Raw genomic sequence first — 12,450 nt, 5'->3', positions numbered from 1 at the left:
GATTTCGACATGGAAGAGAGCTGGGACGATGGCATGCGAAACGCCGTCACCAAGCTCGCTTTGCTGCTGCACCAGTTTAATGTTGGCGTGAGCTTTTGCCCTTATACGTCTATGACAGACTGGTTTGCCTGTTTGGCCGATATATATGAAAAAAATGGCCATCGACAGATCGTCAAACGCCTCAATCTACAATGTTATGACGGCGGTGGCGGCAACACGACCAGGTACTGGCTCGACAATCTGAAATCATATTCCGGGGATTTGGGCATACCGGATATCGATTCTTTCATCGTGCCGGGTTACTGGGTTTGCTCCGCGCACCGGCGCGATGGCACCTGTTTGTCTCAATACAGTCCTGATGACATCTGCAAGGTCTTCAGCAACCCGGATCTTCGGCAAAATGCGGGAGGCGCCTTCCTCTGGAACACTTCAGATATCTTCAAATCCGGAAATAGTTTCGGGGATTATTCTCGGGCCGTCGCCAACGGTCTTGCTGGCAAATGCTGACGCGAGCCGCAAGGCATGGCCATTCTGCACCGCGGATCGCTCACCCGGACGTTCCCTGAGCGGGAAAACCCCGGTCGGAAGTTGCTCGGCAACTTCCGACTAGTGGAGCCGTGCGCTGCGGCTGATCGCGCGCGGTGGCCATGGTGTCGGCGAGCCAGCTATCTGGGATGGCTCGGGCGCCGAAGCCTTGTCGGCTTGCGATTCCTGCAGCGCCTCGACGAAATCGGCGAACCAGCGCTGGATCGAGCCGCTGCGGAGCTTTTTCATCATGGCTTCCCAGCGCATCCGCCGCTCGATCAGGGGCATCGAGAGCGCGGTCGCGATGGCGCGCGCCATGCCGTCGATGTCGTGCGGGTTCACCAATAGCGCAGAGTCGAGCTCGTTGGCGGCGCCTGCAAACTTCGACAACACCAGCACGCCGGGATCATCAGGGTTTTGTGCCGCGACATACTCCTTGGCCACCAGGTTCATGCCGTCATGCAGCGGCGTCACCACGCCGACCTGCGCCGTTCGATAGAGGCCCGCCAGTACGGTCTGGCCGAAGCCCTTGTTGAGATAGCGGATCGGGGTCCAGTCCACTTCGCCGTGGCGGCCGTTGACATCGCTGACCAGCTTGGCGAGTTCGCTTTGCAGATGGCCATAAGCCTCGATTGCGCCCCGCGAAAGCGTGGCGATCTGCAGCAAGGACACCGCGCGCGCAAGCTCCGGGTGCAGAGTCCACATCCGATCGAACGCGCTGACGCGGTTGAGCAGTCCCTTGGAATAGTCCAGCCGGTCGACGCCGATCGCGAGCTTCTCGCCGTTCAGGCTTCGCCGCAACCGCGACACATCAGGATGGGAGACGGCCCTGGCGGCTTGCCGTGCGAATTTTTCCGCATCGATGCCGATCGGGAATACCGCGACACGGGTTCTGCCATGAGGCGAGACCACGACACCGTCATCGACCTTGAGGCCGAGATCCGCCGTAAGGTAGCTCAGGAAGTTGTCATAGTCATCGCTGGTCTGGAAACCGATCAAATCGTAAGCCAGCATGGCCTCGATCAATTCGCGATGGTGGGGGACGCCCGCGATGATGCTGCGCACGGGCCATGGCGTATGCAGGAAGAACCCGAGCGGCTGCCTGACGCCGAGGTCGCGCAAATCCGCGCCCAGCGTCAGGAAATGATAATCCTGGATCCAGAATAGGGTGTCCGGCTTGCGGAACCGCAGCAGCGCGCGGGCCATGAAGGCGTTGACTTCGCGATAGCTGAGAAAATCTTCACTTGAAGCGCGGATCAGGTCGGTTCGCGAATGCAGTGCCGGCCACAATGCAGAATTGGCGAAACCCTCATAATATCCGCCGTAATGGGCGGCCGGCAGATCGAGCATCGCCAGCGCGCCGGCGCCGAGCGCCTCGATTTCGGCGAATGGCTCCTTCTGGATGCCGTCGCGAACCCGGCCGCTCGAGCCGACCCAAATCGCTCCGGATTTCTCCACCACCGGCAACAAGGCCGCCGCGAGACCCCCGGTCATGGGCTCATTGGCCTTGCCGCGCGCGACGCGGTTCGAAACGACGACGAGGTTCACAGTCCCTCTCCTGGTGTTTCTCTCGCCAGTTAACATCCGTTCATCAATATGGTTCCGCGTCACCCTTTCAGCCAAATGGAACCAAATTCTGACTGCGCGGCGGCAATTTCAGACTGCCGCGTGAGGCGGCCAAAGCGGATCCGAATCCGCTTGCAGCAGCGACAATCGTCATCATTCTGCCGCGGTTTCTCCATCGAGCAGGCCGGCGAGCCACGCCCGCACCTCGCCGGGCGCATCGAAATGGTGCGCCACGCCAGCTGCGCGCCGGCCTACCGAAATCGAAAGGCCGCCAAAACCAGGCATGATCGCGAACACGCTCTCGTCGGTAACGTCGTCGCCGATAAAGATAGGCCGGCGGCCTTTGAAAGGTGGGTGGCTCATCAATTCGATGACACCCGATGCCTTGTTGAAGCCGGAATGCTTGATCTCGCAGACGCATTTTCCGGGCAGCACCTCGATCGGCGCGTCAGGCAAATCGGCCCTGATCAAGGACACCGCCTCGTAGATCGCCTGTTCCGCATGCGGCGCCAGCCGATAATGCAGCGCCAGCGAATAACCCTTGTCCTCCAGCAGAATGCCCGGGCTGAGGTTGGCAATCGCCGCCAACCGCCGCTTCAATTCCTGGTCCATCGGCGGAGCATGGGCGGCGACCGCTTCGCCGTCGGCTGCCAGCCGCATTTCCGCGCCGTGGCCGCCGACCGCGGGAAACAGCGCGGGGAAAAAAATCCGATCGATATCATTCAGCGAGCGACCGCTGACCAGCGCCAGCGCGCCCGCGGTTTTTTTCCGCAGACGGTTGAGGGTCGTCGCCAGACCCGGCGGAACCCACACTTCGCGCGGCGTCGGCGCGAGATCAAGCAGCGTGCCGTCGATATCGAGCAGCAGCGCGCATTGATCCAGCCGCGGCGCCAGTTCGCTCGCCGCCGACACCCGCTCCGGCGCTGGACTATCGTTCTGCGATGACACCTCGGCCACATCCTCGTTCATTGCTCTCTACTCCACAAAAGCCAGCGGGCGGGCAACCGATTCCAGCGGCCGGCGCTCGGCCGCGACGCAAAAGCGCCACGCGATCGCAGCCGCCGCAACCATCAGCCCCGCCCCCAAAAGGTAGCCTGCGAAAACGCTGCCGCGCGATCCGCTATCGATCAGCGCGCCGAACAGTAGCGGTCCGGCGACGCCGCCGATACCCGTTCCGACGGCATAGAACAGCGCAATCGCCAACGCGCGCACCTCCAGCGGAAAGGTCTCGCTGACAGTGAGATAGGCCGCGCTCGCGGCCGGCGAGGCAAAAAAGAAAATCACCATCCATGCGATGGTCTGGTTCTGCGCGCTCAGCACGCCGATCGCGAACAGATAGCCGGAGAGCGCCAGCAGTACCCCCGAAAGACCATAGGTGAGCGAGATCATGAGCCGGCGGCCCAGCGTATCGAACAGCCGGCCGAGCAGCAACGGCCCCAGGAAATTGCCGGCGGCGAAAGGCAGGATATACCACCCGACCTGATCCGCGGCGACGCCATAGAACTCGGTCAGGACCAGCGCGAAGGTGAAGAAGATCGCGTTGTAGAAAAAGGCCTGCGCGATCATCAGCGCCAGCCCGACCAGCGCGCGCTGCCGATAGGTCGAGAACAGCGTCCGCGCCACCTCGCGCAGCGGGGTATGATCGCGCATCCTCAATCTGATCTTGGGCCATGGATGTTGACGCGGGTCCCGCGACCGCCCTGTAGCCGATCGCTCGATGTCGTCGACGATCGCATTCGCGGCATCGGGGTGGCCATGGATCACCAGCCAGCGTGGGCTTTCCGGGATCCACATCCGCATCACAAACACGATCAGGCCAAGACCCGCCCCGGTGAGATAGGCGAGCCGCCAGCCCAGATCGGGGCCGGCCAGGGCCGGATCGAGCAGGACGATCGCGCTGGACGCGCCGATCGCCGCGCCGATCCAGAAGCTGCCGTTGATGACAAGGTCGGTCCAGCCGCGATAACGCGCCGGTACCAACTCCTGGATGGTGGAATTGATGGCGGTGTATTCGCCGCCGATGCCGGCACCGGTGAGAAATCGAAACAGCGCGTAACTCCAGACATTCCACGACAGCGCCGTCGCGGCGGTCGCCGTGAGATAGAGGGCCAGCGTGATGAAAAACAGTTTCCGGCGCCCGATCCGATCGGTCAGCCAGCCGAAGCCGAGCGCACCCAACACGGCACCCGCGAGATAGGCGCTGTTGCAAAGGCCGACATCGAAGTTGGTGAAGTGAAGGCTCGGACTTTGTTTCAGCGCCCCCGAAAGCGCGCCGGCCAGCGTGACCTCCAATCCATCGAGAATCCAGGTGATACCGAGCGCGAGCACGACGCGGCTGTGAAACCCGCTCCAGCGCAGGCTGTCGAGACGGAAGGGAATGCTGGTTTCGATGGCGCGATCGTCGCTCTCCCGCGTCGGCGGTGTGGCAACTGCCGTCGAAGCGCGCTGCGATCGCTGCAGATTCATCGGATAAAACCAGTGAGGACGCCGACGGGGAATGCGACGTCCAATGCGGCTCTGCCGCGGCAATGGCGACGCCTCTCAACGCGCCCGGAAAGCCGAAGTTCCCGCCGCGACCAGCCGCAGCGTGCGGAACAGACTGGCCGTCGTTCCCTGACGCGCCAATCGGCGCCTGAGGGCGCGAGTGAAGCGAGCAAGTCCGGACGCGAACTACGCCGCGCGGATATTCGCCATGAAGCGATCGAGTTCCGCACGCAACCGCGCGCTTTCGGTCGATAGTGTTTTCGCTGAATTCAGAACTTCTTCGGAGGCGGATCCGGTTTCCGTCGCGCCACGGTTGACTTGCATGATATTGGCGGCGGCCTGATGGGTGCCCTGGGCGACGTTCTGGACGTTGCGGGCGATTTCCTGGGTAGCCGCACCTTGCTGCTCCACGGCGCCCGCGATCGCCGAGGCGATACTGGAAATCTGGACGATGGTGCCGCCGATCTCCTTGATGGCCGTGACCGATTCCTGGGTCGCGCCCTGCATGCCGGATATGTAGGACGATATCTCCCCGGTCGCCTTCGCGGTCTGGTTCGCCAGCGACTTGACCTCGGAAGCGACGACGGCGAAACCTCGACCGGCCTCGCCGGCGCGCGCGGCTTCGATGGTTGCATTCAGCGCCAGCAGATTGGTCTGCCCGGCGATCGCGGTGATCAGCTTGACGACGTCGCCGATCTGCTGGGCGGCGCGCGACAATTTGCCGATGCGGCCGTCGGTTTGCTGCGCCTGAAGCACCGCGGCCTCCGCGATCTCGTTGGATTCGCGCACCCGCCTTCCGATTTCATCGACCGACATTGACAGCTCCTCGGTTGAAGTAGCGACCGATTGCATCTTGCCGGACGCTTGCTCCGATGCGCCGGCGGCCTGGCTGGACAGCTTCTGGGTGGTTTCCGCGGTCCGCGTCAGGGTTGCGGCGGCCGCCTCGAGCTGTGTGGCGGAAGCCGAAACATTGGAGACGATGGCGCCGACCGCGGCTTCGAAACCATCGGCGAAGCCAATGAGCTCGCTGCGGCGCGCCGCGCTGGCCGCCTTGTTATGGGCATCCTGGGCCGCGGTGTCGCGCTCGGCCTTGGCGATGGCCTGCAGCTTGAACTCTTCGACCGCCCCCGCCATCTCGCCAAGTTCATCCCGGCGCCCCAGACCAGGCAGCACGACGTCGAAATTGCCGCCGGCGAGCTCGCGCATCGCCTGGCACATCGCCGTCATCGGCCGGGAAATTCCCTTGCCCAGCACCAGGGCCAGCACTGCGCCAAACAAAAATCCGCCGGCCGCAATCATCAGAATCAGACGCTCGGTCTCGCCGATGATGGTATCCGACTCCGATTCAAGTCTTTGCTGATCGGAGAGCAGGTTGGCCTTCATCGCGTTCGAGCCCTTCATGATCGCGTCCGCGGACTCGGTCATTTCGGTGACGAGTTCGTCGATCGATTTGGCATTCTCGATGAGTTTGCCAAGCGCCTGCCGATATTCTTCGAGCAGAGCGGATGCCTCCTTGAGTCCCTGCAAGATCCTTTCATCGCTCGACGATATCGCCCTTAGCGCATTCTCGACGAATTTGAGCCGTGCCAGCGCGCTGGCGGCGACCGTCTCGTCGGCATTGATGACAAAGTTATTGGCGAGCGCCGTCACCGCCTGAAATTGCGCGGCGACTTTTTTTGCGCCGAAGTCGATCGCCGAAAGCTCCGCGTCGTTGGCATTGCTGGGGAGATCGTCGAGCTTGTAACGCAGCATGTTGCCGTCGCGCGTCAGCTGGTTTTGCGTCACCAGGGCGCTGTCGCGCTTGACCTTGAGAATGTCGGCAAAAATCTTGGTGAAGATGCGGAATTCCCTGGCCAGGCGGGTGATCTGCTCGAGCCGCTCCGCAGCTGTACTGCCCCTCATCGATTGATCGATGGCGTCCTTCAGGGCGGCTTCGGCGCTCAGCGCTGCCTTGGCGTCATCTTCCTTTCCGGTCACCACGTAGTAGCGCGCCAGCGCCCGGTACGAAGTCAGTTCGCGGTCGATATTGCGGGCCAGGTCGGCTTCCGACACGCTGTTGCGGTAGGCCGCAACGGCGGCCGAAACCCGCTCGAATCCAAGATAGGCGATGCCCATGCTGGCTGCCGAGATTGCCAGTACGACGGCAAAGCCGAGGAGCACTTTGCCGCGAAATCGCAAGGTCGGAAGTTTTGCCGATAGCAATCGCGGCCAGACACGTTTCGACCATCCCACCTCAAGCCCTCCGCTTTCATGCCGAAAACCAGCGGTATCGGGCACGCAAGCGTCCCGCTCCGGCGCGAAAAACTAGAGCAGAATTGATAAGGCAGGGTAAACCACGCTTCGCGATGACGCGAAATTGTCGAACGCGAGCAAAATTCGGCCGTTCAGGCCGGAATTTGGGTCGCTTTCGCTGCGCGGGCCTCTGGTTGCGACAGCGCCCGCCCAATGCAAGGCTAGTGCGAGCTTCGGCCGGCCTGCACCTGCGGCTTCTGGAGCTTCATTGCCGGAACCATCTCGATCGCCACCGGTTCCACCGGCGACCGGGAAACGCCGTTGAATCGATGGTAAACCGGGCGGGCGTTCGAAATTTTGACACCACAACGACTTGCGCGGCAAAAATCCTAGTTGCAAAGTCCGCTGCTTTCTCTAATCAACGTGACTGAAATAATTAAGAATCGGGAGGTATCACGCGTGTCTAAAGTCCATCTGACAGTGAACGGCAAGGCCGTATCGGCCGAGGTCGAGGACCGGACCCTTCTCGTCCATCTCCTGCGCGATCATTTGAATCTGACCGGGACCCATGTCGGCTGCGACACCAGCCAGTGCGGCGCCTGCGTCGTGCATATCGATGGCCGGGCGGTCAAATCATGCACGGTGCTGGTCGGCCAGGCCAGCGGCGCCAACGTCACCACCATCGAAGGGATCGCGAAGGGCGATGAGCTGCACCCGATGCAGGCCGCGTTCCGCGACAATCACGGGCTGCAATGCGGCTTCTGCACGCCGGGCATGATCATGTCGTCGATCGATATCGTCAACCGGCACGGCGGCCAGCTCGATGAGGCGACCGTCCGGCACGAGCTGGAAGGCAATATCTGCCGCTGCACCGGCTACCACAACATCGTCAAGTCGGTGCTCGACGCCGCCGGCCGCATGAAGGTCACGCAGGCGGCAGAATGATAGCTGATCCGCAAAGCTAGAACTTTCGAAATTCAAAAACCGACCGCGATCTGCGCCTGCACATTATTCGCGCGGTTCTGGCGGTCCGACAGGGAGAAATACGATGGGTGTTGAAGGTATTGGCGCCAGCGTGGTGCGCAAGGAAGACCGGCGATTCATCACCGGCAAGGGCCGCTACGTCGATGACGTCAGGCTTGTCGGCATGACCTATGCCCATTTCGTCCGCACCCCGCACGCGCATGCCAAGGTGAAAAGCATCGATTCGGCGGCAGCGATGAAAATGCCGGGCGTGATTGCCGTGCTGACGGGCAGCGAGCTCGTCGCCGACAAGATCGGCAATTTGATATGCGGCTGGGCTATCACCTCCAAGGACGGCAGCCCGATGAAGATGGGCGCGTGGCCGGCGATGGCGCCGGAAACGGTCCGCTTCGTCGGCCAGGCGGTTGCGGTCGTCATTGCCGAGTCCAAGAACGAGGCGCGCGATGCGGCGGAAGCCGTGGTGGTCGACTACGAGGAACTGCCCGCGGTTGCCGACATCAAGGCGGCGATCGCGCCGGGCGCGCCGCAACTGCATCCGGAGGCGCCGGGCAACATCATTTACGACTGGCATATCGGCGACCAGGGCGCTACCGAGGCGGCCTTCAAGTCGGCGGCCAATGTCATCAGCCTCGATCTGCTCAACAACCGGCTGGTACCCAATGCGATGGAGCCCCGCGCGGCGGTTGCCGACTACGACACCGCGGAGGAGCACTACACTCTTTACACCACCTCGCAGAATCCGCATGTGGCGCGGCTCGTGCTGTCGGCGTTCTACAACATTGCACCCGAGCACAAGCTGCGGGTGATCGCCCCCGACGTCGGCGGCGGCTTCGGCTCCAAGATCTACATCTATCCGGAAGAGATGGTGGCGCTGTGGGCCTCCAAGAAGGTCGGCCGTCCGGTAAAGTGGACTGGCGACCGCTCGGAGTCCTTTCTCACCGACGCCCATGGCCGCGATCACGTCACGCACGCGGAGATGGCGTTCGACAAGGATAACAAGATCACCGGACTTCGGGTCAAGACCCACGCCAATCTCGGCGCCTATATGTCGTTGTTCTCCTCCTCGGTGCCGACCTATCTCTACGCCACCCTGTTGTCGGGCCAGTACAACATCCCGGCGATCTATGCCGAGGTAATCACGGTCTACACCAACACCACGCCGGTCGACGCCTACCGCGGCGCGGGGCGGCCGGAAGCGAGCTATTTGCTCGAACGTCTGTTGGAGACGGCGGCCCGGCAGTTGAAGGTCGATCCGGCCGAACTCCGCCGCAAGAACTTCATCACCCAGTTCCCGCACCAGACCCCTGTCATCATGGCCTACGACATCGGCGATTTCGGCGCCTCGCTCGATTCGGCGATGAAAGCGATCGATTACGCTGGCTTCCCGGCGCGCAAGGCGAAAGCCAAGTCCGACGGCAAGCTCCGCGGCATCGGCATCTCCTGTTACATCGAGGCCTGCGGCATCGCGCCCTCGAAAGCGGTCGGTAGTCTCGGCGCCGGCGTCGGCCTGTGGGAATCGGCCGAGGTTCGCGTCAACCCGGTCGGCACCATCGAAGTGCTCACCGGTTCACACAGCCACGGCCAGGGCCATGAGACCACATTCTGCCAGCTGATTTCCGATCGCCTCGGCATTCCGATCAGTCAGATCCAGATCGTCCATGGCGATACCGACAAGGTGCAGTTCGGCATGGGCACATATGGTTCGCGCTCCGCCGCCGTCGGCCTCACCGCGATCCTGAAGGCGATGGAGAAGGTCGAAGCCAAGGCCAAGAAGATCGCCGCGCACCAGCTCGAGGCCTCCGAGAACGACATCGTCATCGAGAACGGCGAGTTCAAGGTCACCGGCACCGACAAGTCGATTGCGCTGCCGATGGTCGCGCTCGCCGCTTACACCGCGCATAACCTGCCTGACGGCATGGAGCCGGGTTTGAAGGAGACCGCGTTCTACGACCCGACCAACTTCACCTTCCCGGCCGGTACCTATATCTGCGAACTCGAGGTCGATTCCGCTACCGGCAAGACCTCCTTCGTCAATTTCGTCGCGGCCGACGATTTCGGCCGGCTGATCAACCCGATGATCGTGGAAGGCCAGGTCCACGGCGGCCTTGCCCAGGGCATCGGGCAGGCGTTGCTCGAACATGCGGTCTACGATTCCAGCGGCCAGCTCCTGACCGCCTCGTTCATGGACTACACCATGCCGCGCGCCGACGACCTGCCGTCGTTCAAGCTGTCGCACACCACCACACTGTGCCCGGGCAACCCGCTCGGTGTCAAAGGTTGCGGCGAGGCTGGCGCGATCGGCTCGTCCGCCGCCGTCATCAACGCCATCACGGATGCCATCGGTAGCAACAAACTCGAAATGCCGGCGACACCCGACCGGGTGTGGCACGCCATTCACGGTTGAGAGTATTTTCGAGCGACGTGGAAACCGGTTGGCGTGAAGAAAACGCGACCAGAACAGAAATTAGGGAAGCGAGCCATGTATCAGACAATCTATCATCGCCCGTCCTCGGTCGAGGAAGCCGCGACGCTGTTCGCCAAGGGCTCGGAGCCGAAGTATCTCTCCGGTGGTCACACCCTGCTCCCGGTGATGAAGCAACGGCTCGCCTCGCCGTCCGACCTCATCGATCTCGGCAAGATCAAGGATCTCGTCGGCGTCGAGGTTTCCGCGGATACGGTGACCATCAAGGCGGCGACGCCGCACTTTGACGTTGCCACGAACGCCGCGGCGAAAAAGGCTATTCCGGCGCTCACCTATCTTGCCTCGGTGATCGGCGATCCGGCCGTGCGTCATCGCGGCACCATCGGCGGCTCGATCGCCAACAACGATCCGGCCGCAGACTATCCGGCCGCGGTGCTCGCCCTCGGCGCCAGCGTCAAGACCAACAAGCGTTCGATTTCAGCCGAAGATTTCTTCAAGGGCCTGTTCTCAACGGCACTGGCGGATGGCGAGATCATCACCCAGGTCGCCTTCCCTATCCCGGCCAAGGCGGGATATTCCAAGTTCCCCCATCCGGCCTCGCGCTTTGCGCTGACTGGCGTATTCGTGGTGAAGACCAAATCCGGCGATGTCCGCGTCGCCGCCACCGGAGCCTCGCAAAGTGGCGTGATGCGGGTGCCAGCGATCGAGGCGGCGCTGAAGGCGAACTGGTCGGCAGGCGCCCTCGACAGCGTCACGATCTCCGCCGACGGGCTGATGAGCGACCTCCATGGCTCGTCGGACTATCGCGCCAACCTGATCAAGGTGATGGCGCAGCGCGCCGTCACTGACGCCGGCTGATCGCTATTCTCGGACCGACCAACCGACCAAAGCGGCGCGCAGCGATGCGTGCCGTTTCTCGCATCTGGCTTCGATGAGGGTCAGTTGGTGCTTGCCAGGCTCCCCGCAAGGCTGGACAATTTGGCCAACAAGGATCTCGGTACGAAGATGAGAAGTGGATTTCTGAAGTGACTGAAACGATGATCTCACCGGCCTCCAAAAGCATCGCCTCCGGCACGCACGCGGGCGGGCCGCTGTCGGGCGTTCGCATCGTCGAATTCGCCGGCATCGGACCCGGCCCCTTCGCCTGCATGATGCTGGCGGACATGGGAGCTGAGGTGGTCACGCTCGATCGCGTCGGCGCACGCAAGAATTTGAAATCGGTGTCCGGCCGCGGACGCAAAGTCGTCGAGATCGACCTCAAGGACAGGGCTTCGATCACGCAGGTGCTCGATTTGTTGACCCATGCCGACGCGCTGATCGAGGGCTTTCGTCCCGGCGTGATGGAGCGGCTCGGGCTCGGGCCGGAGGTGGTGCAGGAACACAACCCGCGTCTAGTCTACGGCCGCATGACCGGGTGGGGTCAGCAAGGCCCGCTCGCGCAGGTTGCCGGTCACGACATCAACTACATTTCCGTCACCGGCGCGCTGGCCGCGATCGGCGGCGCCGAGCGGCCGGTACCGCCGCTCAATCTGGTCGGCGACTTCGGCGGCGGCGCACTCTACCTTGTGGTCGGCGTGCTCGCCGCCCTGCTGGAAGCGACGAAATCAGGCAAGGGACAGGTGGTCGACGCCGCCATGTGCGACGGCGCGGCATCGCTGATGTCGATGTTCTTCGACATGGCCGCAACGGGCCGCTGGACCGAAACGCGGGAGAGTAATCTTATCGACGGTGGCGCGCACTTCTACGGCGTCTATGAGTGCGCCTGCGGCAAATTCATCTCGATCGGCTCGATCGAGCCGCAGTTTTATGCCCTGCTGCGCCAGCTGGCCGGCCTTTCGGAGGCCGAGTTCGATGCCCAGATGGACCGCAAGGCGTGGCCAGTTCTGAAGCAGAAACTGGTCGACGTCTTCAAGACCAGGACCCGCGACGAATGGTGCCGGATCATGGAAGGCACCGACGTCTGCTTCGCGCCGGTTCTGACCATGACGGAAGCGCCTCTTCATCCGCACATGGCGGCCCGCAAGATTTTTGTCGAGCGCCACGGCGTCACCCAACCCGCGCCCGCGCCGCGCTTTTCGCGTACGCCGTCAGCGATCCGGGAGACGGAAATGGCGGATATCGCAAGTCTCACGAGCGAGTGGAAGCGTGGGAGGTAATCCCATCGGCGTCATTGCCCGATTCGCCGATCGGAACATCTGAAGGCGCGAGCGAACGAGCGAACCCGGAATCCATAACCA

Annotated in this window: 9 protein-coding genes; 5 read left to right on the top strand and 4 right to left on the bottom strand. The window is 62.6% G+C overall.

The annotated features are described in order from the left end of the window. On the top strand, window positions 1-507 hold a 507-nt coding region (locus ABSG20_RS04585; RefSeq protein ID WP_423863302.1), incomplete at its 5' end, for a hypothetical protein. 99 nt (window positions 508-606) lie between these two features. Here the strand turns inward: ABSG20_RS04585 and ABSG20_RS04580 are convergent. From ABSG20_RS04580 to ABSG20_RS04565, 4 genes are all read right to left on the bottom strand, one after another. Continuing rightward, the gene (locus tag ABSG20_RS04580) at window positions 607-2,073 is read right to left on the bottom strand and encodes a trehalose-6-phosphate synthase (protein WP_423863301.1); all 1,467 of its coding nucleotides are present in this window, start codon (window positions 2,071-2,073) and stop codon (window positions 607-609) included. Between the two features lie 171 nt (window positions 2,074-2,244). Further along, window positions 2,245-3,060: a trehalose-phosphatase gene (otsB, locus tag ABSG20_RS04575; RefSeq protein ID WP_423863300.1), complete on the bottom strand. Its 816-nt coding sequence runs from the start codon at window positions 3,058-3,060 to the stop codon at window positions 2,245-2,247. 6 nt (window positions 3,061-3,066) lie between these two features. Further along, window positions 3,067-4,557, bottom strand: a complete 1,491-nt coding sequence (locus tag ABSG20_RS04570) for an MFS transporter (RefSeq protein WP_423863299.1) — start codon at window positions 4,555-4,557, stop codon at window positions 3,067-3,069. Between the two features lie 204 nt (window positions 4,558-4,761). After that, window positions 4,762-6,807 carry a methyl-accepting chemotaxis protein gene (locus ABSG20_RS04565; RefSeq protein WP_423863298.1) on the bottom strand — a complete coding sequence of 682 codons (2,046 nt, stop codon included), beginning with the start codon at window positions 6,805-6,807 and terminating at the stop codon, window positions 4,762-4,764. 459 nt (window positions 6,808-7,266) lie between these two features. Here ABSG20_RS04565 and ABSG20_RS04560 point away from each other — a divergent pair, with 459 nt between their 5' ends. From ABSG20_RS04560 to ABSG20_RS04545, 4 genes are all read left to right on the top strand, one after another. Beyond that, complete coding sequence (locus tag ABSG20_RS04560) at window positions 7,267-7,752, top strand: (2Fe-2S)-binding protein (RefSeq protein ID WP_423863297.1); 486 nt, start codon at window positions 7,267-7,269, stop codon at window positions 7,750-7,752. Between the two features lie 103 nt (window positions 7,753-7,855). After that, window positions 7,856-10,195 (top strand): xanthine dehydrogenase family protein molybdopterin-binding subunit, encoded by a 2,340-nt coding sequence (locus ABSG20_RS04555; RefSeq protein ID WP_423863296.1) that lies wholly within the window; start codon window positions 7,856-7,858, stop codon window positions 10,193-10,195. A 75-nt stretch (window positions 10,196-10,270) separates the two neighbouring features. Beyond that, entirely contained in the window at window positions 10,271-11,071 is an 801-nt protein-coding gene (locus ABSG20_RS04550) for an FAD binding domain-containing protein (protein ID WP_423863295.1), read from the top strand. Window positions 11,072-11,250: 179 nt separating this feature from the next. Further along, window positions 11,251-12,369 carry a CaiB/BaiF CoA transferase family protein gene (locus ABSG20_RS04545; protein ID WP_423863305.1) on the top strand — a complete coding sequence of 373 codons (1,119 nt, stop codon included), beginning with the start codon at window positions 11,251-11,253 and terminating at the stop codon, window positions 12,367-12,369. Window positions 12,370-12,450: the final 81 nt, after the last annotated feature.

This window comes from Bradyrhizobium sp., assembly GCF_049512235.1.
In the GTDB taxonomy this organism is placed as follows: Bacteria; Pseudomonadota; Alphaproteobacteria; order Rhizobiales; family Xanthobacteraceae; genus Bradyrhizobium.
The sequence above is the reverse complement of the archived record's forward strand: the minus strand, read 5'-3'. Positions and strand labels throughout refer to the sequence as shown.